The following is a 24,163-nucleotide window of genomic DNA, read 5'->3' as shown; positions in this document are numbered from 1 at the left end:
CGGTGGGCGCGTGGCGCGCAGGCAAGCTTGGGCCAGCACGCGGGTCACGCGCAGGCAAAGGGGGGCGCCACGGGAAAACAGCGATTTTACCACTGCTGGCCGCGCTTTTGCCGCCGGCGGCCGGCGGGCGGGTTGAATGCGGCATGTCCGCCACACTGCTCAACCGGCATGCGGCGCGCTGCCAAATGCGGGCTGCACCGATGCTATACTGACAGCTACTCGTCTACTTTAACGTATCCATGAAACTGATCGGTTCCCTCGCCAGCCCGTATGTCCGCAAAGTCCGCATTGTGCTGGCCGAGAAAAAGCTCGACTATGCTTTCGAGATGGAAAACGTGTGGGCGCCCGAAACACGCATTGCCGAGGCCAATCCGCTGGGCAAGGTGCCTTGCCTGGTGATGGAAGACGGCAGCGCGCTGGTCGATTCGCGCGTGATCGTCGAATACCTCGACACCCTCACGCCGGTGTGCAAGCTGCTGCCGGCCGGTGGCAACGGCCGTGAGCGGGCCGACATCAAGAACTGGGAGGCCTTGGCCGACGGCATCCTCGACGCGGGCGTGCTGATGCGCCTGGAGCGGGCCCAGCGCCCGCCTGAACTGCAGAGCGAAGCGTGGATCGCGCGCCAGCACGACAAGGTCACGCGCGGCCTGGCGGCCCTTGATGCGCGCCTGGGCGAGAGCGTCTATTGCGCCGGCAAGAACTACACGCTGGCCGACGTGGCGGTCGGCTGCGCGCTGGGCTGGCTCAGCTTCCGCTTCCCCGACATCGACTGGCGCGGCGAACACCCGGCGCTGGCGCGCCTGTTCGACAAACTGTCCGAGCGCCCTTCGTTCAAGGATACCGCGCCGCAATGAGCGGCGGCGACACCAAGGCGCAGCAGCGGCTGCAAATGGCCGATATCGCACGCCTGGCCGGTGTCTCGACCTCGACCGTATCGCGCGCCCTGAGCGGCAGCCCGCTGGTCAACCAGGAAACGCGCACGCGCGTGATCGAACTGGCGCGCTCGCTCAAGTATTCCATCAATATCGGCGCGCAAAACCTGCGCCTGAAACAGAACCGTACGGTGGGCGTGGTGGTGCCGTATGACGCGGCCACGCGCCAGCACCTGTCCGACCCGTTTTTTCTCGGCATGCTGGGCAGCCTGGCCGATGCACTGACGGAGCAGGGCTTTGACATGCTTGTGTCGCGCGTCGACGCCGAAACGCTGGACGCCGCCGCGCAGCCCTTCGACAGCGGCCGCGTGATCGGCATTATCCTGATCGGCCAGTGGCGCCACCATGAACAATTGAACCAGCTGGCCGCGCGCCAGGTGCCGATCGTCGTGTGGGGTGCGCAATTGCCGCAGCAGCTGTATTGCACCGTCGGCGGCGACAATATCGCCGGCGGCCGCCTGGCCACCGAGCACCTGCTGGCGGCGGGGCGCCGGCGCATCGCTTTTTTTGGCGACGCCAGGCTGCCCGAAGTGGCGCAGCGCCAGCAGGGCTACGCCCAGGCGCTGGCCGCGCACGGCCTTGAACCGGACCCGCAACTATATGTGGCCGGCTCGTTTTTGCCGCAGGTAGGCGCGGCCGACGTCGAGGAGTTGCTGGGCCGCCACACGCCCTTCGACGCCATCTTTGCCTGCAGCGACCTGCTGGCCATGAGCGCCATCAGCGCCTTGCGCGCGCGCGGCATCGGCGTGCCGGAACAGGTGGCCGTGGTCGGCTACGACGATATCGAACTGGCCTCGTATTTTCATCCACCCCTGACCACCGTGCGCCAGCCCATCCGCGCCGCCGGCCGCGCGCTGGTGGCCTCCCTGCTGGCGCTGGTCGATGGCGCGCCGGCGCCGTCGCAGCAACTGCCGACCGAGCTGGTGGTGCGCGCCTCGGCCGCCTGATCAGCGCTTCATGTTCGATTGCAACCGATTGCAAAAAAAATCGAAAAACAACATATTTTCATGTTGCGGCGCAATATGAAAAATGGGCGGTGCATGGCGCAAAATCCGCATTTCCTCTCTATAGTCCCATTTATTTTCACTTGAAAAACAACAGAATTTCCATGTTGCAGCGCTCGATTGCAATCGATTGCAATAAATTCTTATCCGTTCAATAATGAGGTATCGGCCACCTTGATGTGGCGGTATCAAAATATTGGAGACAAAGATGAGCACACGTATTGCCCAACGTGGCCGCATGGCCGCAGCCGTCACCCTGGCGATGTTGCAACTGGGCGCCGCCCATGCGCAGCAGGACGTATCAGCCGCCCCTTCCGCCGACGCCTCCGCCGCCAGCGACGGCCTGAAACTCGAACGCATCGTCGTCACCGGCACCACCGGCGGCACCTCGAAAATGAAATCGAGCAATTCGGTCAGCAGCATGGAGCTCGACACCATCGTCAACAACGCGCCGACCAGCGCCGCCGAACTGTTGCGTTCGGTACCCGGCCTGCGCGCCGAATCCTCGGGCGGCGAGGGCAATGCGAATATCACCGTGCGCGGTTTGCCGATCTCGGCCGGCGGCGCGCGCTATGTGCAGATCCAGGAAGACGGCCTGCCGGTGCTGCAGTTCGGCGACTTCAATTTCACCACCCCCGACAGCTTCGTCAAGATCGATTCCACGCTCGACCACCTGGAGGTGGTGCGCGGCGGTTCGGCCTCGACCCTGGCCACCAACTCGCCGGGCGGCATCATCAATTTCATCAGCAAGAACGGCCAGGAACAGGGCGGCAGCGTGGCGCTCAGCCGTGGCCTGGGCTACGACCAGACGCGCGTCGATTTCGATTACGGCGCGCCGATTTCCGAGCGCACGCGCTTCTTTATCGGCGGCTCGTACCGCAGCGGCGAAGGCATCCGCCACAGTGGCGTGAACAGCGAAAAAGGCGGCCAACTGCGTGGCAATATCACGCATGCATTCGACAGCGGCTTCGTGCGCCTGTCGTTCAAGCACCTCGACGACCAGTCGCCGACGGCCTTGCCGGTACCGGTGCAGGTCAACAATGGTTCGATTTCGGCGATCGCCGGCATCGATCCGCGCAAGGCCAGTTTTTATTCGCCGTACTGGGTGCCGGACGCCGTATTGAACGGCAACAACCAGCGCGTGGACACCCGCGTCAACGACGGCCTGCACGTGAAAAGCGATAGTGTCGGCCTGGAGGCGTCGTTCAAGCTGGGCCAGGGCTGGAGCGTGAGCGAAAACTTCCGCTACGCCGACAATTCGGGCCGCTTTACCGGCGTGTTCCCGTCCAATAACGGCAGCGTCGGCAATTATGTGTTCGCTACCGGACCGAAGCAGGGCCAGCCGTATGTGGGGCGCGCGTTTTCCGCCGTGGTGTTCAACACCGCGATTGATGACGCCAGCAATACCCTGAGCGACACCAAGCTGGCCAGGACTTTCGTGCTCGACAGCGGCAAGCTGACCACCACCGCCGGCCTGTACCTGTCGCAGCAAAAGCTGGGCCTGACCTGGAATTTCAACGAATACCTGATGCAGGCCACGGGCGACCAGCCGGCCCTGCTGCAAACGGCCAGCAGCACCCCGGGGTTGATTGGCCCGGCGTTCGGCGCCTGCTGCTCGCGCCTGGTCGACATGCAATACCGCACCACCTCGCCCTATCTGAACCTGGCCTGGGAAAGCGGCGCGCTGAACCTCGACGGCGGCTTGCGGCGCGACCGCCAGCACGCCAGCGGCACGGCCAACCAGGCCACCGGCGCGCAAAGGTATCTGCCGTCGACGGTGCAGCAGGTCGACTATACGCTGGGCCACACCTCGTATTCGCTGGGTGCGAACTACAAGCTGCAGGCGAACCTGGCCGTGTTTGCGCGCGTCAGCGAAGGCGTGGCCTTCAATGCCGACCGCATCCTGTTCGGCACGCCCTTGGATGGCAGCGTGCCTGTGGCCATCAACACCGTGCGCCAGCTCGAAGGCGGCGTGAAATGGCGCCAGGGCCCGCTGAGCACCTTCGTCACCGTGTTCCAGGCGAAGACGAAAGAAAGCAACTACGAGGCGACCACCCAGCTGCGCACGGCCAACAACTATGAAGCCAAGGGCGTGGAACTGGAAGCGGCCTGGAGCGCCGGTGACTTTCGCATCAATGGCGGCCTGACCTTTACCGACGCCGAGATCACCGGCACGGCCGCCGCCGACGTGGCGCTGATCGGCAATACGCCACGGCGCCAGGCACGCTTTGTCTACCAGCTGGCGCCCACCTATGACTGGGGCCCGGCCAGCTTCGGCGCCAGCCTGGTCGGCACCGGCAAGTCCTGGGGCGACGATGCGCACACCATCACCTTGCCGGCCTACCACGTGGTCAACGCCTTTCTGAACTACCAGCTCACGGCGCAAGTGCGGCTGTCGCTGACGGCCAACAACCTGTTCAACAAGATCGGCTACACCGAAGTCGAAGGCGACGGCCATGCCGCGCGCTCGATCACGGGACGCGCCGTCAAGGCCAGCCTGAAATACGCCTTTTAATCAGCAAGGATAGCAATTCATGAGCAACACACCTGGCCCCCTGTCGCGCCTGCTGGCGCCCCTGCCTGCGCCGCTGCGCGACGATGCCGCGCGCCGCTATGCGCAGCAGGAAGCGGTCCTGCTCGAGCGCCTGGGCGCTTTGTACGGCCAGCGCGCCGATTTCACGGCCTGGCTGGGCGAACTGATGGAAAGCATCGGACGCCTGCATGCGGCGCGCTCGCCCGAACTGCTGGACCTGGACGCGGCGCGCGAAGCGCGGCCGGACTGGTTTGCCAGCCAGTCCATGCTTGGCTACAGCACCTATGTGCAGCGCTTCGGCGGCAATTTGCGCGGCGTCGCGGCGCGCATCGCCCACCTGCGCGAACTGGGCGTGACCTATCTGCACCTGCTGCCGTTTTTGCGTGCGCGCGCCGGCGAAAGCGATGGCGGCTTTGCCGTCGCCAGCTTCGAGCAGGTCGAGCCGCAACTGGGCAGCAATGCCGACCTGCTGGAGCTGACGGCGCAGTTGCGCGCGGCCGGCATCAGCCTGTGTTCGGATTTGATCCTCAACCACGTGGCCGACGACCATGCGTGGGCGCTGGGCGCCAAGGCCGGCGACGCGCGGCTGCGCGCGTTTTTCCATACCTTTCCCGACCGGGCGCAGCCGGACCGCTACGAGCGCACGGTCGGCCAGGTCTTCCCGCAGGCGGCGCCCGGCAATTTTACCTTTGTGCCGGAACTGCAGCGCTGGGTCTGGACCACGTTTTATCCGTATCAGTGGGACCTGAACTACGCCAATCCGGCCGTGTTCGCGGCCATGGCCGGCGCCATGCTAGGCCTGGCCAACCAGGGTGTCGAAGTGTTCCGGCTCGACTCCACCGCCTTTTTATGGAAGCGCGACGGCACCGATTGCATGAACCAGCCCGAGGCCCATCATCTGCTGCAGGCGCTGCGGGCAATCGCCGCCATCGCCGCGCCCGGCGTGCTGCTCAAGGCCGAGGCCATCGTGCCCACGCCCAAGCTGCCCGCCTATTTCGGCAGCGATGCCGCACCCGAATGCCATATCGCCTATCACAGCAGCCTGATGGCGGCCGGCTGGGGCGCGCTGGCCGAGCAGGACACCGATTTGCTGCGCCAGGTGATCGCCGCCACGCCGCCGCTGCCGCCTGCCGCCTGCTGGCTCAGCTATGTACGCTGCCACGACGATATCGGCTGGAACGTGCTGCTCAACGAAGCCGGCCCTGACGGCCCGGCGCGCCTGGCGCGCATCGCGCGCTTCTTTGCCGGCGCGCCGGGCAGCTATGCGCGCGGCGCCGCTTTCCAGAGCAGCAGCGCCGACCAGGCCCACGGTAGCAACGGCATGGCCGCTTCGCTGGCCGGCCTGGAAAGCGCGGTGACGGTGGTGGAACATGAATACGCGTTGCGCCGCCTGCTGCTGCTGCACGGCCTGGCGCTGAGCTTTGGCGCCTTGCCGGTGCTGTACATGGGCGATGAGCTGGGCATGACCAACGACTACAGCTACACGCAGCGGGCCGACCGCGCGATGGACAGCCGCTGGCTGCAGCGCCCCGCCTTTGACGACAGCCTGCTGGACTGGCGCCACGACGGCGTGAGCGCCAGCGGCCGGCTGTACATGGCGCTGCGCCAGCTGGTCGAGCTGCGTGTGCGCCTGCCGGCGCTGGCGGCCGACGCGCCACGCCAGCTGCTGCCGGCGCAGTCGCCGGCCGTGCTGGCGCTGCTGCGCGGCGAGGGGTTTTTGAACCTCAGCAATTTCAGCGGCGCCGGCCATCCCTATGCGCTGCCGCCCGGTGTCTGGCGCAACTGCCTCGACGGCAGCACCGTGACCGGCAGCATCGGCCTGCAGCCATGGCATATGCTGTGGCTGGAACAAGAACGGGAACCGACATGAATCACGCCAGCACCGAGCACGCCACCACGTACCGCCCGCGTCTGTCGTTCTGGCAGATCATCAACATGAACGTGGGTTTTTTCGGCATCCAGTTCAGCTTTGGCCTGCAGCAAAGCAGCATGAGCCCGATCTACACCTACCTGGGTGCCGACGAAGCGAGCCTGCCCTATCTGTGGCTGGCCGGGCCGATGACGGGCCTGATCGTGCAGCCCCTGATCGGCGCCATGAGCGACCGCACCGTCACGCGCTGGGGCCGGCGCACGCCGTACTTTCTGATCGGCGCCATCCTGTGCAGCCTGGGCCTGTTGGCCATGCCGTTCAGCCCCACCTTGTGGATGGCGGCGGGCCTGCTGTGGATACTCGACGCGGCCAACAACGTGACGATGGAGCCCTACCGCGCCTTTGTCAGCGACAAGCTCGACCCGAAACAGCACTCGCTGGGCTTTCTTACGCAAAGCGCGTTTACCGGGCTGGGGCAGACGCTGGCCTATCTGACGCCGTCGCTGCTGGTGATGTTCGGCATGAACAAGGATGCGGTCAATGCCAGCCATATTCCGCATATCGTCATCGTCGCCTTTCTGATCGGCGCCGTGTTTTCGCTCGCGTCCGTGCTGTGGACCCTGAAAACCACGCCGGAAAACCCCTTGACGGCCAGCGAGCTGGCGGCGATCCGCAGCCGCGCGCCGGGCTGGCGCCATACCCTGGGCGATATCGGCACAGCGCTGCGCGAGATGCCGCCGACGATGAAGCAGCTGGCCGTCGTCAAATTGTTCCAGTGGTACGCCATGTTCTGCTATTGGCAGTACATTTCCCTGTCCCTGGCCGCCAGCGTGTTCCACACCACCGACCCGGCCTCGCAAGGGTTTCGCGACGCCGGCCTGTTGAATGGGCAAGTGGGCGCGTTTTATAACTTCGTCGCCTTTATCGCCGCCTTTGCGCTGGTGCCGTTCACGCGGCGCTTCGGCCCGAAGCGCATGCACAGTGCCTGCCTGTGCGCGGCCGGCGTGGCCATGCTGTGCATCCCGCTGATCCACACGCCGGCGCTGCTGTTCATTCCGATGCTGGGCGTAGGCCTGGCCTGGGCCAGCATCATGGGCAATCCCTATGTCATGCTGGCCGGCTGCATTCCGCCCGAACGCACGGGCGTCTACATGGGCATCTTCAATATGTTCATCGTGATCCCGATGATCATCCAGATCTTCACCCTGCCGCTGTACTACCACAGCTGGCTGGGCGGGCGTCCGGAAAACGTCATCCGCCTGGCCGGCGCGCTGCTGCTGTGCGGCGCGGTGGCGGTATTGTTCGTCAAGCTGCGTCCGCCGCAAGCCACTGCCAGGGATTGACGACAGGCGTAAAAAAACCGGCAAGCTTGCCGGTTTTTTTCGATGCCGAGGAAGATTATTCGGCCACTGCCATCTGACTTTGCAGGTAGTTCTGCAGGCCGACCTTGGCGATCAGGTCGATCTGCGTTTCCAGCCAGTCGATATGCTCTTCGGTGTCATCCAGGATCATCAGGAACAGGTCGCGCGAGACGTAATCGCCGGCCTTTTCGCTGATGGCGATGCCTTCCTTGACGGTGGCGTGCGCGGCGCGTTCCAGTTTCAAATCGCATTCCAGCATTTCCGGCGTGTTCTCGCCGATCAGCAGCTTGTGCAGCGCTTGCAGGTTAGGCAGGCCGTCGAGCATCAGGATGCGGTCGATCAGCTTGTCGGCGTGTTTCATTTCGCCGATCGATTCTTCGTATTCCTTCTTGCCCAGCTTTTCCAGGCCCCAGTGCTTGTACATGCGCGCATGCAGGAAGTACTGGTTGATGGCCGACAGTTCGTTGGTGAGCTGTGCGTTGAGCATGCGGATGACTTCTTTATCGCCCTTCATGGGATGTCCTTTGTTCTGTGTTGCGGTCAATGATGAAACCGGATGTCGGGGTGGTCACTGCCGGGTGGCGCTGGGCTGCCTGGTGACGCATGCTGCTTTGCCGGTCTCGCTATGCCCGCATGATAGCGCAAAAGATTGACAATTTTTGACCTGGAACATGGTTTTTCCGTATTTTTAACGTAAATAACGCGCGAATAAAACCCATTCTCAAATGGATTGCCACGCTCGGCCAATTTTTATTCGTCAAGGCAAATGGAGGCCATTCGCATTCGTATTTCGTCAGCCGCGTTCAAGCTGTGTAGTTCTTGCTCTCAAGCCTGTTTTGGCGCAATCGCCGGTGCGATAATCGTGGAATGATTTTTATTCAAAAAGGGAGTGCAAGATGATGCTGCATATACCTGGCGTGCTCACGCCGGAGCAGGTGACGTATTTTCGCCAGCGCCTGGCGCAGACCGACTGGATCGATGGCCGCGCCAGCGTCGGCGAGCAGGGCGCCCAAGTCAAGCGCAACCGCCAGCTGGCCGAAGGCTCGCCGCTGGCCATCGAGCTGGGCGAGATCGTCAGCCGCGCCCTGATGGCCAATCCGCTGTTCTTTGCCGCCGCGCTGCCGCTGCGCATCCTGCCGCCGTTCTTCAACAGCTATGCCGGCGGCGAGCACTATGGCCTGCATGTCGACGGCGCCATCCGCACGCCGAAAGGCGGCCTGCAGTCGATGCGCGCCGACGTCTCGTCGACCGTGTTCCTGAGCGAACCGGAAGACTACGAGGGCGGCGAGCTGGTGGTGGTCGACTCCTACGGCACCCATGAGGTCAAGCTGCCGGCCGGCGACGTCATCGTCTACCCGTCGACCAGCGTGCACCGCGTGCTGCCCGTCACCAGTGGCGAGCGCGTCTGTTCCTTCCTGTGGACCCAGAGCATGGTGCGCGACGACTGGAAGCGCAGCATGCTGTTCGAGCTGGACCAGAATATCCAGCAAGTGCGCGCCGCGCATGGCGATTCGGAGGCTACCGTGGGGTTGACGGGGCATTATCATAATTTGTTGCGGATGTGGGCCGAGATCTGACGCTCGCCGTTAATTCAAGCTTGAAGACGCCAGGCGTAAAAATGGCGGACCGGAGGCGCCCGTAACGCCTGTGCTGAGGACTGGAGTTTTAATACGCTTTACTGGTGTTCTGGTGTTCTGGTCCAAAAAAAAGTCTGCCGGGCCCGGGGATGTAGGCTGGCAGACTCAACAAGCAAATCGCTTGACTAAAAAAGGGCGCGCAAACGCAAGCAGGGCACGTGGTGCGATGCTTGCGGGCTGGCGGCGGCGCGGGGCCGCAGGAGGCTAGCTCAGTTGGAATGTCAGCGGCACCAGCACATAGACTGGCACGGGCTTGCCGTTTTCGATCATCGGCTTGAACAGGGCGCGCATGGCGGCCTGGCGGCCCGCTTCATCGAGGTTGTTGTAGCCGGTCGACTTGTGCACCAGGATTTGCTCGGGCAAGCCTTTTTCATTGATCAAAATGCGCAGCACCACGGTGCCGCTTTCGCCCAGGCGGCGCGACAGGTTCGGGTAGACCAGCTGCGGCGCCTTGATGTATTCGACGCTGCTGACGGTGCGCGGCGTGGGCGGCGCCGGTGGCGACGGCGCAGGTGACGACGGCGCGGCCGGCGCGCTGGTGGCCGGCGGCGCCGTTTCGGCGCGGCTCGGTTGCGGCGGCGTGATGGTCGGTTCGGTGGGCGCCACGGCGATCAAAGGCAGCGGCGGAATTTCGGCGCGCGGCACCGGTGCGCTCAGTTCCACCGTCCTGGGAATCGATGGTGCGGGCGGCTTCGGTGGCGCCGGTGGGGCGACGATGCTGACGGTGGTGATCACCGGCATGGCCGCGCTCACCACGCGGCTCAGCAAGCCACTCTGGATGCCATAGAAAGCGGCGATGTGCAGCACCAGGATGAGCGTCAGCGGCACGAACTTGCCACGCTTCTTTTCGAAGACGGCAAATGGTTGCACTGCCTGCACCGTAATGGGCGGGGGCATCATCGTCATGGCGTTCATCGCTTTCTTTGTTAATTGGTAAAGACCGGCACCTCTGCACGCGCGAGCACGGTTTCACGCAGGGCGCCAGTCGCATCGAGATGGGTGCTCAAGACTTCGCGCGCGCAGCTGTGGCATTTGCCGCAGCAGGTGGCCACGCCCAGGTCACGGCGCAGCTCGGCCATGCTGGACAGACCCAGGTCGACGGCTTGACGGATTTCACGATCAGATATGTTGTTGCAGACACATACAATCATTGATGCACCCTCTGGAGAAAGTCACACGAAACACAAGAAGAAAAACTGGTCTCATCCGATACTGTTGTCATCGTTTTAATGAGAATCATTATCATTACGTTTCAATTGTCTCGCAAAGACGCGGACTTTGCAAGCGATTTGATGTGCCGCCTTGATTGTGGCGGTATGCGCGCCCCTGATCCAGGGCCATCCAGGGAGCCAAATAAAAACAATTCGCATTCGTGCTTATAATACTGGTATTGTCTCGGACGGTCGGCGCCTGCCATTCTTTTTTGCAGGCCCGGTTGTCGGCATTTCACAACACAGGCGTGGAATGCCTTACTACTTGAACGGAATTGCTCATGACTCTAGTTCCAAATTTGATGACGCTCGACGCGCTGGCAGTCGGCCAGAGCGGTACGGTGTTGCATATCACGCCCTTGCCGGCGGACCAGATGGAGGACGGCGTTGACCTTGCGCGCCGGCTGATGGAGCTGGGATTCGTGCCCGGCGAACGCATCCGCATGCTCAAGCGCGGCCTGCCCGGTGGCGATCCGCTCGCCATCCGCGTGGGCAATGCCACGTTCGCACTGCGCCGCTTCGAAGCGGCGCTGATCACGATTCAACCGCTGACCTGACCGGAACAACCATGGGTGCCGTAGAAAACATCACCGGCGCCGGCTTGCACAAGCCGACGCACCAGCCACAAATCGCCCTGCTGGGCAATCCGAATTGTGGCAAGACCGCCCTGTTCAACCGTCTGACCGGCTCGCGCCAGAAAGTGGCGAACTACGCCGGCGTGACCATCGAACGCAAGGAAGGCCATTTCACGTCGCCAGCCGGCACGCCGGTGCGCGTGCTCGATTTGCCGGGCGCCTACAGCCTGAAACCGACTACCCCCGATGAAGCCATCACGCGCGACGTGGTCGGCGGCCTGCGCCCGGGCGACCCGCGGCCGGACGCCATCGTCTGCGTGGTCGACGCCACCAATTTGCGCCTGAACCTGCGCCTGGTGCTGGAAGTCAAGCGCCTGGGCCTGCCGATGCTGCTGTCGCTGAACATGACCGACATCGCGAAAAAGCGCGGCATGCTGATCGACGTGGCCAGGCTGTCCCAGGAACTGGGCATGCCGGTGGTCGAGACCATCGCCGTGCAGCACGACGGCGAAAAAGCGCTGCTGGCCGCCATCGACGCCATGCTGCCGCTGCCGCCGGCCGATCCGCAGCCCTTGTCCAGCATCGACAGCGTGTCGGTGGAAGAGACCCAGCGCGAAGTGCGCCGCATCCTGGGCCTGGTCAGCAACGACGCCGCCGACAGCGGCAACCTGACGGAAAAAATCGACAACGTGGTGCTGCACCCGGTGTTCGGCCCCATTATCCTGGCCGTGCTGATGTTCCTGATCTTCCAGGCCGTATTTACCTGGGCGGCCACGCCGATGGAAATGATCACCAAGGGCGTCGAACACCTGGGCGCCGTGCTGACGGCGAACATGCCCGATGGCCATCTGAAAAGTCTGCTGGTCGAAGGCGTGATCGGCGGCGTCGGCAGCGTGCTGGTGTTTTTGCCGCAAATTCTGATTTTGTTCTTCTTTATCCTGAGCCTGGAAGACTGCGGCTACCTGCCGCGCGCGGCCTTCCTGCTCGACCGCATGATGGGCGGCGTGGGCCTGTCGGGCCGCGCCTTCATTCCGCTGTTGTCCAGCTTTGCCTGCGCGATTCCCGGCGTGATGGCCGCGCGCACCATCCAGAATCCGCGCGACCGCCTGGTCACCATCATGATCGCGCCCTTGATGACGTGTTCGGCGCGCCTGCCCGTGTATGCGCTGATCATCGCCGCCTTTATCCCCGAGCAGCAGGTGTGGGGTTTATTGAGCCTGCAGGGCCTGGTGTTGTTTGCGCTGTACTTTGCCGGCATTATTTCGGCCATGGCCGTGGCCTGGGTGATGAAGCGCAGCATGGGCAGCAAGGCCAGGCAGGCCTTGCTGCTCGAGCTGCCCAGCTATCACTGGCCGCACCTGCGCAACCTGGCCGTCAGCCTGTGGGAACGCGCCAAGATCTTCCTCACCCGCGTCGGCACCATCATCCTGACCCTGATGATCATCCTGTGGTTCCTCAGCACCTTCCCCGGCCCGCCGGACAACGCGATCCATCCGCCGATCTACTACAGCCTGGCCGGCATCCTGGGCCGTGGCCTGGAAGTGATCTTCGCGCCGATCGGCTTCAACTGGCAGATCTGCATCGCGCTGGTGCCGGGCATGGCCGCGCGTGAAGTGGCCGTCGGCGCCCTGGGCACCGTCTACGCGCTGTCGCAAAGCGGCGATGCGCTCGCCTCCACCCTCGAACCGCTGATCGCCCATTCGTGGTCGATGGCCACTGCCCTGTCGCTGCTGGCCTGGTATGTGTTCGCGCCGCAGTGCCTGTCGACCCTGTCGGTGGTCAAGCGTGAAACGGGCGGCTGGCGTTATCCGCTGCTGATGGCCGGCTATATGTTCGCGCTGGCCTACGGCGCCTCGTTCATCACCTATCGCGTCGCGCTGCTGCTGGGCGCCTGAGGAGACCTGTATGTGGCAAACCCTGATCGTCGCCCTGATTGTCGCCACCGCGCTGCTGCATTTCTCGACGCGCTATCTGCCGGCCGGCGCGCGGCGCGCCATCGTGCGCGGCCTGGTGCGCTGCGGTTTGAATGAAGAGAAGATGGCCAAGGTGTTCAAGGTCGCGCCCGGCTGCGGCAGCGGCTGCGGCTCCTGCGGCTCCTGCGACACGCCGGCGCCGCCCTCGGACACGGCTGGCGGCGGCGACAGCAAGAAAAGAGTGATCCTGATGCAGGTGCGGCGTTAAGTCTTGCCGCTGACCGGATGTAAAAAAACCCGCAAAAGCGGGTTTTTTTACGCCGGGAGAAAAATCAATCCTTGCCCGCCAGCTTGTCCACCACCGGCACCAAGGCAGCCGGGCGGCAGCCAAACGCCGCCAGCCGGCCTTGCGCGTCGGGCGCCAGATCCAGATCATAGGGCAGGCGGCCGGCCACCAGCCACAGTCTGTCATGCGGCAGGGCACCCAACAGGCGGCGCTGGCCGTCGACGAGCACGGCGTTATAGGTCTGCAGCACGATCTGCCGCGCGCCTTGCGCAAAGGCGAGGGCGGCGTCCACTTCTGCGGGCTGCGCCTGGGTCGACAGCGCAAACTCGCGCACCTCGAAGCCGGCCGCCAGCAGGGCGGGCAGCATCGAGCTGCGCGCGTCCTGGTGGCGGCCCAGCGCCACCTCGTCGATCTCGCTGCGCGCGCGCACTTCCACCGTGATCAGGGTCACCGGCAGGCCGGCGTCGAGCGGGCGATAGGGTCCCGGCACGCGCAGCGCGGCCTGCTGCACCTTGTGCGCCAGCGCCAGTGCCTCTGGCCGCATCAGCGCCGGCGGCGTGACGGCGCGCTGCCGCCAGTCGCGCACCGCGTGCACGCGCTTGAGGGCCGCCACGCGCGCCACCGCCTCGTCGATGCGCGCCATGGCGAGCGCACCGCTGTCCACCGCCGCCAGCACCGCCTCGATGGCCGCCTGCTGGCGCGCCTGGCTGTGCGAGATCAGGACGATATCGGCGCCGGCCTGCAAGGCGGCGACGGCGCCGCCGCTGACGCCGATACCGTCGGCGATCGCCGCCATTTCCAGGCAGTCGGTAATCACCACGCCTTCATACCCCATCTGGCCGCGCAGCAGGTCCGTCAGCACGCCTTTCGACAAGGTGGCCGGCACGCTGGTGTCCAGCTCGAAGGCCGGGAACACCACGTGCGCCGTCATGATGGCGTCGACACCCAAGGCGATCGCGGCGCGAAACGGCGCCAGTTCCACCGCCTGCAATCGTTCTTTATCGTGGGCGACCTTCGCCATCGCATGATGCGTGTCGGTGGCCGTGTCGCCATGGCCGGGGAAATGCTTGGCGGTGACGGCCACGCCGCTCGATTGCTGGCCGCGCATGGCGGCCATGCCGTAGTCGATGACGGTGGCGGCGTCTTCGCCATAGGCGCGCACGCCAATGACCGGGTTGTCGCGGTTGTTGTTGACGTCCAGCACGGGCGCCAGCATCAGGTTGACGCCGACCTGGCGCATCTCGTCGCCACTGACGTGGTTGAGCCGTTCGCAGTCAGGCACCGAGCCGGCCGCCTGGAAGGCCATCGCGGAAGGGATGGGCGTGACGCCCTGCTCGATGCGCATCACCATGCCGCCTTCCTGGTCGATCGCGATCAATAAAGGGATGTCGGACACTTCCGCGTTGATCTCCTGCAGTTCGCGGCACAGGGCGGAGACCTGCCGGGGCGACTGCACATTGCGGCGAAACAGGATCACGCCGCCGATCTGGTACCGCCGGATCAGCGTCCTGATATGGTCGTCGGCCGCCAGGCCATCGAAACCCACCATGAACAGCTGTCCTGTTTTCTCGCGCAAGCCCTGCTCCATTGCCTTTTCTCCGGTGTTCCTGTGGGTGACGATCGCTATCGTGCCCGACATTGTAGGGGATGCGACATCCTCTGCAAGTGGTTTTGAACGGGTATTAATCGAGCGATTTGAACGACTCGGCCTGCGCCTTCGGCCAGTACACGCTGAACACGGGCGGCAGCTTGGGCAACTGGTCCGGGTCGAGCAGCTGGCCTGTCTCCAGGAAGGGCAACAGGGCCGACGCCAGCCGAACCTGGTTCGGCGAGATGCGCCGCACCAGATGGTGCGGGCGCAGCTCCTGCGGATGGTTCAGGCCGGCGGCGGCGATCAGCTCGGCCAGCGCCTTCATGGTGTTCTGGTGGAAGTGGGCCACCCGTTCGATCTTGTCGTGCACCACCAGCGCGCGCTGGCGCTGCGGGTCCTGGGTGGCCACGCCCGTCGGGCAGCGGTCGGTATGGCAGCTTTGCGACTGGATGCAGCCGAGCGCGAACATGAAGCCGCGCGCCGAATTGCACCAGTCGGCGCCCAGCGCCAGCAAGCGCGCGATGTCGAAGGCGGTGATGATCTTGCCCGAGCAGCCGATCTTGATTCTCTCGCGCAGGTTGGCGCCGACCAGGGTGTTATGCACCAGCACCAGCGCTTCCTGCAGCGGCGTGCCCACATGGTCGGTAAATTCCAGCGGTGCCGCGCCGGTGCCGCCTTCGCTGCCGTCGACGACGATGAAGTCGGGCGTGATGCCGGTGGCCAGCATCGCCTTGACGATGCCGAAAAATTCCCACGGGTGGCCGATGGCCAGCTTGAAGCCGGTCGGCTTGCCGCCCGACAGCGTGCGCAGCCGGTCGATAAAGTGCAGCATCTCGATCGGCGTGGAAAAGGCGCTGTGGGCAGCCGGCGAGACGCAGTCCTCGCCGACGGCCACGCCGCGCGTGACGGCGATCTCGATCGTCACTTTCGGCCCCGGCAGCACGCCGCCGTGCCCGGGCTTGGCGCCCTGCGACATTTTCAGCTCGATCATTTTGACCTGCTCGGAGCTGGCGTTGGCGATAAAGCGCTCTTCCGAAAACGTGCCGTCCGGGTTGCGGCAGCCGAAGTAGCCGGAGCCGATTTCCCACACCAGGTCGCCGCCGTTGGCGCGGTGATGGGGGCTGATGCTGCCTTCGCCCGTATCGTGCATGAAGCCGCCGCGGCGCGCGCCGCCATTGAGCGCCAGGATGGCGTTGGCCGACAGCGCGCCAAAACTCATCGCCGAGATATTGAACACGCTGGCCGAGTACGGCCGCGCGCGCGGGCAATCGGGATGGTTGCCGATCTCGATGCGGAAGTCAAAGCCGCTGACGACGGCCGGCGCGATCGAATGGTTGATCCATTCATAGCCGGCTTCATAGACGTCGAGCTGGGTGCCGAAGGGGCGCTTGTCGGTTTCCTGCTTGGCGCGCTGGTAGACGATGCTGCGCTGGTTGCGCGAGAACGGCGTGGCCTCGCTGTCGCTCTCCAGAAAATACTGGCGGATCTCGGGGCGCACGCTTTCAAAGGTATAGCGGAAATGCGCGAGGATGGGATAGTTGCGGCGCAGCGCGTGCTTCGTTTGCAGCAGGTCGCTGATGCCCAGCAAGGTCAGCGTGCCGGCCAGCAGCGGCAGCCAGTAATGGTCGTAGAAAAACAGCGAGAGAACAAAGAGGGCTGCCGACGCGATCAGGGTCAGGTAGCGGATGGAAAAAAGGGGCATGGACACTCCGGTAAGGTCGCTCTGGCCACAGAGTGTACCGGTGATTTGCAAAGGCCGTGGCGGTCGCTGCCGCCACGGCTGGTCTGGCTATTGCGCGGCGCGGATGCGCGCGACTCTTTCCGCGCTGGCCGGATGGCTCGACAGATATTGGGTGCCGTGGTCAAACTTGCCCAGCGCCTCAAACACCTGCGCCAGGTGCTCGAGCGCGATGCCGTTGCGGCGCAGCATGGCGATCGCGTAGTCGTCCGCTTCGCGCTCGACGTCGCGCGAATATTTCATGTCCAGCAGCAGTGGCGGCAGCGTCGCCACCACCGCCGAGACGTCGCCGAACAGCAGCGCCGCGCCGGCGCCGACGGCCGAGGTCTGGATGATGCGCCGCGTCAGGTGGCGCCGCTGCAAGTGGCCCAGCTCATGCGCCAGCACGCCCATGATGGCCTGGTCGTTGGGCATCAGTTCCACCATCTCGTCGGTCAGCACGATGTCGCCCGAGGGCAGGGCGAAGGCGTTCGGGCCGATTTTGCTTTTGCGGAAAACGATGCGGTGCTCGAGCCGGCTGCCATCCGGTGTTGCCAGGCGGGCGAACTGCGCGCGCAAGCCGTCCTGGCGCGCTTGCCCGAGCGCGCTCGGCGCGAACACATGGCGGTCCAGCATGTCCAGCACGCCCTGGCCCAGCTGGCGCTCGACCGCTGGCGGCAGCGCATAGGCCAGGGCCTTGGCCCCCAGCGGCAGCAGATACTGGTAGCACAGAAACAGCGCCAGCACGGTGGCCAGCAGCGCCAGCACGGTGGCGCGCCAGCTTTGCTGCAGCCGCACGACCAGGCTGTCGCGATGGCCGCTGGCATGCAGCAGGTCGTTGAAGGCGGCCTGGTCGCTGATTTCCAGGTAGGCGCCGTCGGGGAAGCTGACCTTGCGCACGGCGTGGCTGGTGCGCTCGGAGACATGCAGTTGCGCCAACGGGCAGCGTCGCTCGATGTCGCCGGCCAGCACGGCCTGGCCCTCGTCCACGCCGAGCGTGACGTGGTACAGGCGCGAGGTCTGGCCGTCGAAGTAGCGCGCGGGGATGGGTGCGCTCATCGCCTCACATCGACAGGTCGAAGTCCAGCAGGTCGACCACGCCTTCGCCGGTGGCCGATACTTGCTGGCCGGTGGCGGCGACGAATTCATCGAGGCTGCCGTGCGCCAGCAGCGCGGTCGCTTCCAGTCGGTATTTCAGCCAGCGCACATGGGCGAACGGCGTGAACAGGCCCAGCGTGATGACGATGCCCAGCAGGTTGGTCAGCATGATGAAGGTGGTGCGGCCCCAGGTCAGCTGCGAGGCGAACTGGTGCTGCTGCAATCGCGTATGGTTCCAGATCAGGTTCTGGATCATGGTCAGGAACAGTGGCAGCACGGTAAACGCCCACAGGTACAGCGCGCCGATGGCCACCAGCAGGCTGCCGACCTTGGCCGGGTTGTTGGCATTCGCGGCAAAGGCCGTAAATACGCCGCCAAACACCACGAAGATCAGCGCCAGCAGGCCGGCGATCAGGATCACGAAGAACAGCAGATAGGTCTTGTAAAAGCTGCCGACGGTGGCGTCAAAGCTGAAATGGCTGGCGCCAAAGCGGCTTTCCGTGTGCTGGAAGCGCTTCATGCGCTGGTGCAGCAGCGGTGTCAGCAGGCCCAGGGTCAACGCGTTCAGGATCGGCAGCAGCAGGAAGTACAGATACGCCTGTTTGGCGCTGCCGCCAAAGCCGAAGCGGATGCCGCGGTAGCTGGTGTTGTACAGCTTGAACTGCAGGCTTTTCCAGACCAGCCAGGGCAGGATGGCGGCCATCAGCACGAACATGATGAAGCCGATGACAGGCGAGACCTGGAAGGCGATATTGTAGCCGGCGATCAGCACCACGGCGGCGATGCGGCCCTTGAGAATGGCAATCGCGTTGCCATGGTATTCGAAGCTGCTGCCGGCCAGATGGGTGCTCGAATAGAAATAGCGGTTGCGGCGCACTTTGGCCCAGGCCGAATAAATGCCCAGGGTGACGATGCTCAGCAGCAGGTTGACGATCCAGATGCGAAAGTATTCGCTGCCGGTGGCGCTGAAGGTTATCGCTTCACGCTTGAGGGTTGGCTGTTGGTTGTCGATATCCACGCGGATGATCCTTGCAATTGAGGAATAAGCAAGATGCTGGATCGGCAAGATGTTGTCAATTGAAATATTGATCGTGCGCAATGTTTTTGCTTCTGGCGGCGTGCGCGGCGCCGACGGGCGTGCACGCTATACTGGCAGTCACTTTATCGCTGACGGGAATACCATGATCGTTGTCCACCATCTCAACAATTCGCGCTCGCAGCGCGTGCTGTGGCTGCTCGAAGAACTGGGCCTCGAGTACGAGGTCAGGCGCTACCAGCGCGACCCGGAAACCATGCTGGCGCCGGCTGCCCTGAAAGCCGTGCATCCGCTGGGCAAGTCGCCCGTGATCACCGACGGCGCCAACACGGTCGCCGAATCGGGCGCCGTCATCGACTACCTGGTCGAGCGCTACGGCAACGGCCGTCTGGTGCCGACGGCAGGCACGCCGGAAAAGCTGCGCTATACCTACTGGCTGCACTTCGCCGAAGGCTCGGCCATGTCGCCGCTGCTGATGAAGCTGCTGTTCGACAAGGTCGAATCGAGCCCGATGCCGTTCTTTGCGAAACCGATCGCGCGCGGCATCGCGCAAAAAGTGAAGACCACCTTCGTGCAGCCCAATATCGACAGCCAGCTGGCCTATATGGAAGCGGAACTGGACAAGAATAAATGGTTCGCCGGCAATGAGTTCTCCGCCGCCGATATCCAGATGAGCTTTCCGCTCGAAGCGGCCGCCGCGCGCGCGGGACTGGACGCGCGCCTGCCGAAACTGACGGCGTTCTTGCAGCGCATTCATGCGCGCCCGGCCTATCAACGGGCATTGGAGCGTGGCGGACCCTACGATTACGCCAAGTAATCGCGGTTGCCCGGGCCACGCTACGGTAAAATGATCGATTCAACCAGCATCAACTTACCGCATGGCCCGACTCCTCGCTATCGACGGCTTGAATATCGTACGCCGCGTCTACGAAGCCAGTCCTGAACCCGATTCCGACCTCAAGGCGCAGATCGCGCTGCGCCATGCGCTGTCGTCGTTGCGCACCTTGATCAACGACCACCAGCCGACGCATGTGCTGCCCGCTTTCGACTATGGCGGCCCGACCTGGCGCCACGCCCTGTATGCCGGTTACCGTGAAGGGCGCCAGCCGATGCCGCAGGTGCTGCGCGACGCCTTGCCCGGCTTTTACGCCACCCTGGCCGGCTTCGGCCTGCACGTGGTCAGCATCCCCGAGGTGGAAGCGGACGACGTGATCGGCACGGCCGTCATGCGCTGGCTCAGGGAAGGGCGCGGTGCGGCCGTGATTGCCACCACCGACAAGGATTTGCATGGCCTGATCGCGCATGGCGCGCTGGTCTGGGACCATTTCAAGTGCGCCTGGCACGACCATGCCTGGGTCGAAAAAAAATTCGGCGTGCCGCCCGAGCTGTTGCCCGACCTGCTGGCGCTGATGGGCGACGTCACCGACTCGATCCCCGGCGTGGCGAAAATCGGCCTGAAAACCGGCGCCAAACTGTTGCGCGCTTACGGCAATATCGACGCCGTGATGGCCGGCGCCGGCATTTTACCCGGGGCGCTCGGTGAAAGCCTGCGAAAAGAACGCGAAATACTGTATCTTTCAAGAAAGCTCGTCGAACTGAAAACCGATGTGAAGTTGGGCGTGACGTGGAACATGCTGGCGTGGGAGAAGTAACCGTGCGCCAGGCAACAACCAAGCAAGGGAAGTCATCATGATGTTAAAGGCAGTCCTGATCGATAGCAGCGCCGTGGCGCGCGGCCTGCTCAATACGGTGCTGACCGATGGCGGCTACGATGTGTGCGGCCAGAGCCATACCAGCGCGCTGGGCCTGGCGCTGCTGGTCAAGCACCGTCCGCATTTCGTGTGCATCGCGCGCGAGCAGGTGGAAGACGGCAGCGACGTGGTGCAAACCATCCGCGAACAATATCCGAAAACCCTGATCTTCATGGTCTCGGGCGGCATCGACGCGGCCTCGCTGCAGCAGGCGCACGCGATGGGCGTGTCGGGCTTTATCGTGAAACCCTTCATGGCCGACACGGTGCTCAAAACCGTGCGCAATACCGTCATTGCGATGGTGCGCAAGCAGCAGGCTTTGGCCGCTGCTCAGAAGGACGCCTGATTAAATCTACTGCGCGTCGCGATTTGCGGCCGGCGATGCTCACTGTACTAAAGTACAGTTGCGCTTCTCGGCCACAACTCACTGCCGCTCGCTACGATTTTCTCAGGCGTTGATACTGAACTTGACGCATACAATTGTTACAGCACCCCGGTTGAACTGGCGATAATGCCGCCGCCCAGGCAGACATCGCCATCATACAACACGGCCGACTGGCCGGGCGTGACCGCCCACTGGGCCTGGTCGAAGGCCAGGCCGAACAGTTCATCACCACTCGGCAACAGCTGGCAGGCCACGTCGGCCTGGCGGTAGCGGGTTTTTGCCGACAAGCTGCCCGCCTGCGGCGCACTGCCTGCGATCCAGCTGGCCTGGTCGGCCGAGAGCGCGGGCGACAGCAGCCACGGATGGTCATGGCCCTGCACCACATACAGGGTGTTGCTGGCGATATCCTTGCGCGCCACATACCAGGCGTCGCTGCTGCCGTCGGCATGCTGGTACGACTTCACGCCGCCGATGCCGATGCCCTTGCGCTGGCCCAGGGTATAAAAACTCAGGCCCACGTGTTCGCCCACGGTCTTGCCGTCGGCCGTCTTCATCGGGCCGGGCTGGTAGGACAGGTAGCGGTTCAAAAATTCGCGGAACGGTCGCTCGCCGATAAAGCAGATGCCGGTCGAGTCTTTCTTCTGCGCGTTCGGCAGCGCCAGTTTTTCGGCGATCTTGCGCACTTCCGTTTTCGGGATTTCGCCCAGCGGGAACAGCGTCTTTGACAACTGCGCCTGGTTCAGGCGGTGCAGGAAATAGCTCTGGTCCTTGCTGGCGTCGACCGCTTTCATCAGCTCGTAGCGATGCGCGTCGGCCGGCGCCTGGCGCACGCGCGCATAGTGGCCGGTGGCGATCAGGTCGGCGCCGAGCAGCATCGCATGGTCGAGAAAGGCCTTGAACTTGATCTCGGCGTTGCACAGCACGTCCGGGTTCGGCGTGCGGCCGGCCTGGTACTCGCGCAGGAAATCGGCGAACACGCGGTCCTTGTATTCGGCGGCAAAATTGACGGCCTCGATATCGACGCCGATCACGTCGGCCACGCTGGCCGCGTCGATCCAGTCCTGGCGCGTCGAGCAGTATTGCGAATCGTCGTCGTCTTCCCAGTTTTTCATGAACAGGCCGACTACTTCATAGCCTTGTTCCTTCAGCATCCACGCGGCGACCGAGGAATCGACTCCGCCGGACATGCCGATCACGACTTTCTTCTTGCTCATCTTGCTTTCCAATGATTTAAATAATCGCTATGCACTGTTAAAGACAGAGGCATGCGTGTGCAGCAGCGCCAGCGGCGCGCGCCGGCCTTCCAGGTATTCGTCGACGCATTGCAGCACCAGCGGGCTGCGGTGGCGGTCCTGGCAGGCCGCCAGTTCATCGCGCGTCATCCACATGGTGCGCAGGATGCCTTCGTCGAGCGGGCGGTCATGTTCGGCGCCGGCGGTGCCGCAAAAGGTGAAGCGCAAATAGGTGACGTCTTCGCCCGTGCGCACCGACTGGTAGCGCGACATGTACATGCCGACCAGGCCGGTGGGGATGAAATCGTAGGCCGCTTCTTCCAGCGTTTCTCGGATCACCGCCTGTTCCAGCGACTCGAACGGGTCGAGATGGCCGGCCGGTTGATTGATCTTGACGCCCTCGCTGGTCTCTTCTTCAATCAGTAAAAACAGGCCGTCGCGCTCGACGATGGCGGCAACGGTGACAGAGGGTTTCCAGATTCTCGGCATGATCCATCCTTGAAAGAGCCGACATTTTATCTTGTTCTGCGCGCGCGGTCTGAACCCGGCTTGCTTTGCGCCGACATATTGATAAAAGACAACGTTTTTGCAAATAACAGGGGAAGGCACTTACATCGTGCCGGGGGCGCGCACTAGCATGGACGAGTTTGACGGCAAGGCGCCCGGTGCGCCCGCCAATATAGGCGCTCTGCGTGGTCAAAACAAGCGCGCACGAATGCCGTGATGTGGCGAAATTGTCACAAGCGCGCATCGCCGCGGCGCGCGCGGTACGCACCGGCTCTGCGGGAATGTGTACCGGGCGCCTGGAAGTTGCTGCTTCACAAATGTTTACGGCTGTGGTTTACGTGTTAGATTCTAGTCAGTTTAATAATTTCTGGAGGCATCATGAGGATAGGCATACCGGCCGAAACGCGGCCCGGCGAAACCCGGGTCGCGGCCACGCCCGAGACCGTCAAGAAGCTGGCGGCCAGGCACCAGATCGTCGTGCAGGCCGGGGCCGGCCTGCATGCCTCGATTCCCGACGACGCTTACGCCGCCGCCGGGGCGCAGATCGCCAGCGCCCAGGAAGCCTATGGCTGCGCCATCGTGCTCAAGGTGCGTGCGCCCGATGCCGCCGAACGCGCTTTGATGGCCGCTGGCACGGTGCTGATCGGCATGCTCAATCCGTTTGACGCCGACAATATTGCCGCCATGGCCGGCGCTGGCCTGTCCGCCTTTGCGCTCGAGGCCGTGCCGCGCATCACGCGCGCGCAATCGATGGACGTGCTGTCCTCGCAAGCCAATATCGCCGGCTACAAGGCAGTGCTGGTGGCGGCCAACACCTATCAGCGCTTCATGCCGATGCTGATGACGGCCGCCGGTACCGTCAAGGCCGCGCGCGTGCTGATCATGGGCGTGGGCGTGGCCGGCCTGCAGGCGATCGCTACCGCCAAGCGCCTCGGCGCCGTGATTGAAGCATCCGACGTGCGCCCGCCCGTCAAGGAACAAGTGGAGTCGCTGGGCGCCAAGTTCCTCGACGTGCCGTTTCTGACCGATGAGGAAAGGGAGATCGCCAAGGGCGCGGGCGGTTATGCGCGCGCCATGCCTGCCGACTGGATGCGGCGCCAGGCCGAACTGGTGCATGAACGGGCGAAGCTGGCCGACATCATCATCACCACCGCGCTGATCCCGGGCCGCGCCGCACCGGTGCTGATCTCCGAAGAGACGGTGAAAGCCATGAAGCCCGGTTCCGTGATCGTCGACCTGGCGGTGGAGCAGGGCGGCAACTGCCCGCTGTCCGAACTGGGCAAGACGGTGGTGAAACATGGCGTCCATATCGTCGGCGAGCCGAACCTGGCAACCCTGGTGGCGGCCGACGCCTCGGCCCTGTATGCGCGCAACGTGCTCGATTTCCTGAAGCTCATCATCGACAAGGACGATATGCTCCTGATCGACCGCGAGGACGAAATCATCAAGGCCAGCCTGGTGTGCACGGGCGGCGATGTGTTACGCAAATGAGTTACGCAAATAAGTCAGAAAATAATCATCGAC

The 24,163-nt window shown here is 63.8% G+C and carries 22 protein-coding genes; 13 read left to right on the top strand and 9 right to left on the bottom strand.

Annotation, left to right across the window (positions count from 1 at the left end):
- Positions 1 to 239: 239 nt before the first annotated feature.
- From CD932_RS08640 to CD932_RS08620, 5 genes are all read left to right on the top strand, one after another.
- A complete protein-coding gene (locus CD932_RS08640; protein ID WP_094442277.1) occupies positions 240 to 854 on the top strand; it encodes a glutathione S-transferase N-terminal domain-containing protein in 615 nt (204 codons plus the stop codon).
- On the top strand, positions 851 to 1,879 hold the full coding sequence (locus CD932_RS08635; protein WP_254926524.1) for a LacI family DNA-binding transcriptional regulator: 1,029 nt from the start codon (positions 851 to 853) through the stop codon (positions 1,877 to 1,879). Before CD932_RS08640 ends, CD932_RS08635 begins: the two co-directional genes overlap by 4 nt.
- A 265-nt stretch (positions 1,880 to 2,144) precedes the next feature.
- Positions 2,145 to 4,451, top strand: a complete 2,307-nt coding sequence (locus CD932_RS08630) for a TonB-dependent siderophore receptor (RefSeq protein WP_094442276.1) — start codon at positions 2,145 to 2,147, stop codon at positions 4,449 to 4,451.
- Between the two features lie 19 nt (positions 4,452 to 4,470).
- Entirely contained in the window at positions 4,471 to 6,339 is a 1,869-nt protein-coding gene (locus tag CD932_RS08625; RefSeq protein ID WP_094442275.1) for an alpha-amylase family glycosyl hydrolase, read from the top strand.
- The gene (locus CD932_RS08620) at positions 6,336 to 7,682 is read left to right on the top strand and encodes an MFS transporter (RefSeq protein WP_094442274.1); all 1,347 of its coding nucleotides are present in this window, start codon (positions 6,336 to 6,338) and stop codon (positions 7,680 to 7,682) included. The genes CD932_RS08625 and CD932_RS08620 overlap by 4 nt, the downstream gene beginning before the upstream one ends.
- A 55-nt stretch (positions 7,683 to 7,737) precedes the next feature.
- Here CD932_RS08620 and bfr read toward each other — a convergent pair whose 3' ends face one another.
- Entirely contained in the window at positions 7,738 to 8,214 is a 477-nt protein-coding gene (bfr, locus tag CD932_RS08615; RefSeq protein WP_094442273.1) for a bacterioferritin, read from the bottom strand.
- A 382-nt stretch (positions 8,215 to 8,596) separates the two neighbouring features.
- Here bfr and CD932_RS08610 point away from each other — a divergent pair, with 382 nt between their 5' ends.
- Positions 8,597 to 9,277, top strand: a complete 681-nt coding sequence (locus CD932_RS08610; protein ID WP_094442272.1) for a Fe2+-dependent dioxygenase — start codon at positions 8,597 to 8,599, stop codon at positions 9,275 to 9,277.
- A gap of 264 nt (positions 9,278 to 9,541) precedes the next feature.
- On the opposite strand, the gene CD932_RS08605 is transcribed toward CD932_RS08610, so the two are convergent.
- Complete coding sequence (locus CD932_RS08605) at positions 9,542 to 10,243, bottom strand: energy transducer TonB (protein WP_094443544.1); 702 nt, start codon at positions 10,241 to 10,243, stop codon at positions 9,542 to 9,544.
- Between the two features lie 20 nt (positions 10,244 to 10,263).
- A complete protein-coding gene (locus CD932_RS08600; RefSeq protein ID WP_094442271.1) occupies positions 10,264 to 10,488 on the bottom strand; it encodes a bacterioferritin-associated ferredoxin in 225 nt (74 codons plus the stop codon).
- A 341-nt stretch (positions 10,489 to 10,829) separates the two neighbouring features.
- On the opposite strand from CD932_RS08600, the gene CD932_RS08595 reads away from it, so the two are divergent.
- Genes CD932_RS08595 through CD932_RS08585 form a run of 3 tightly spaced genes read left to right on the top strand, consistent with a single transcriptional unit; the run spans position 10,830 to position 13,304 of the window.
- Complete coding sequence (locus CD932_RS08595; protein ID WP_065307047.1) at positions 10,830 to 11,105, top strand: FeoA family protein; 276 nt, start codon at positions 10,830 to 10,832, stop codon at positions 11,103 to 11,105.
- Between the two features lie 11 nt (positions 11,106 to 11,116).
- Positions 11,117 to 13,018 (top strand): ferrous iron transporter B, encoded by a 1,902-nt coding sequence (locus tag CD932_RS08590; RefSeq protein WP_094442269.1) that lies wholly within the window; start codon positions 11,117 to 11,119, stop codon positions 13,016 to 13,018.
- Between the two features lie 10 nt (positions 13,019 to 13,028).
- The gene (locus CD932_RS08585; RefSeq protein ID WP_094442268.1) at positions 13,029 to 13,304 is read left to right on the top strand and encodes a DUF6587 family protein; all 276 of its coding nucleotides are present in this window, start codon (positions 13,029 to 13,031) and stop codon (positions 13,302 to 13,304) included.
- 64 nt (positions 13,305 to 13,368) lie between these two features.
- Here CD932_RS08585 and nagZ read toward each other — a convergent pair whose 3' ends face one another.
- The 4 genes from nagZ to CD932_RS08565 form a co-directional block, all read right to left on the bottom strand.
- Positions 13,369 to 14,961 (bottom strand): beta-N-acetylhexosaminidase, encoded by a 1,593-nt coding sequence (gene nagZ, locus CD932_RS08580; protein WP_254926523.1) that lies wholly within the window; start codon positions 14,959 to 14,961, stop codon positions 13,369 to 13,371.
- A 43-nt stretch (positions 14,962 to 15,004) separates the two neighbouring features.
- The gene (locus tag CD932_RS08575; RefSeq protein WP_094442266.1) at positions 15,005 to 16,615 is read right to left on the bottom strand and encodes an FMN-binding glutamate synthase family protein; all 1,611 of its coding nucleotides are present in this window, start codon (positions 16,613 to 16,615) and stop codon (positions 15,005 to 15,007) included.
- An 87-nt stretch (positions 16,616 to 16,702) separates the two neighbouring features.
- Positions 16,703 to 17,689: a M48 family metallopeptidase gene (locus tag CD932_RS08570; protein WP_094442265.1), complete on the bottom strand. Its 987-nt coding sequence runs from the start codon at positions 17,687 to 17,689 to the stop codon at positions 16,703 to 16,705.
- Between the two features lie 4 nt (positions 17,690 to 17,693).
- Positions 17,694 to 18,746 carry a YjgN family protein gene (locus CD932_RS08565; RefSeq protein WP_254926522.1) on the bottom strand — a complete coding sequence of 351 codons (1,053 nt, stop codon included), beginning with the start codon at positions 18,744 to 18,746 and terminating at the stop codon, positions 17,694 to 17,696.
- A gap of 163 nt (positions 18,747 to 18,909) precedes the next feature.
- Here CD932_RS08565 and CD932_RS08560 point away from each other — a divergent pair, with 163 nt between their 5' ends.
- From CD932_RS08560 to CD932_RS08550, 3 genes are all read left to right on the top strand, one after another.
- Positions 18,910 to 19,581 carry a glutathione S-transferase gene (locus tag CD932_RS08560; RefSeq protein ID WP_094443542.1) on the top strand — a complete coding sequence of 224 codons (672 nt, stop codon included), beginning with the start codon at positions 18,910 to 18,912 and terminating at the stop codon, positions 19,579 to 19,581.
- 61 nt (positions 19,582 to 19,642) lie between these two features.
- Positions 19,643 to 20,416 (top strand): 5'-3' exonuclease, encoded by a 774-nt coding sequence (locus CD932_RS08555; protein WP_094442264.1) that lies wholly within the window; start codon positions 19,643 to 19,645, stop codon positions 20,414 to 20,416.
- Positions 20,417 to 20,456: 40 nt separating this feature from the next.
- Positions 20,457 to 20,861 carry a response regulator gene (locus CD932_RS08550; RefSeq protein ID WP_094443541.1) on the top strand — a complete coding sequence of 135 codons (405 nt, stop codon included), beginning with the start codon at positions 20,457 to 20,459 and terminating at the stop codon, positions 20,859 to 20,861.
- A gap of 137 nt (positions 20,862 to 20,998) precedes the next feature.
- Here CD932_RS08550 and mnmA read toward each other — a convergent pair whose 3' ends face one another.
- Together mnmA and CD932_RS08540 are read right to left on the bottom strand one after the other, a co-directional pair.
- A complete protein-coding gene (gene mnmA, locus CD932_RS08545; RefSeq protein WP_094442263.1) occupies positions 20,999 to 22,114 on the bottom strand; it encodes a tRNA 2-thiouridine(34) synthase MnmA in 1,116 nt (371 codons plus the stop codon).
- 27 nt (positions 22,115 to 22,141) lie between these two features.
- Entirely contained in the window at positions 22,142 to 22,621 is a 480-nt protein-coding gene (locus CD932_RS08540) for an NUDIX hydrolase (protein ID WP_094442262.1), read from the bottom strand.
- A gap of 396 nt (positions 22,622 to 23,017) precedes the next feature.
- Here CD932_RS08540 and CD932_RS08535 point away from each other — a divergent pair, with 396 nt between their 5' ends.
- On the top strand, positions 23,018 to 24,130 hold the full coding sequence (locus CD932_RS08535; RefSeq protein WP_094442261.1) for a Re/Si-specific NAD(P)(+) transhydrogenase subunit alpha: 1,113 nt from the start codon (positions 23,018 to 23,020) through the stop codon (positions 24,128 to 24,130).
- Positions 24,131 to 24,163 lie beyond the last annotated feature (33 nt).

Origin of the sequence: Janthinobacterium sp. PC23-8, assembly GCF_002250505.1 — a bacterium.
Taxonomy (GTDB): domain Bacteria; phylum Pseudomonadota; class Gammaproteobacteria; order Burkholderiales; family Burkholderiaceae_D; genus Janthinobacterium.
This window is presented reverse-complemented; position numbering and strand designations above follow the sequence as displayed.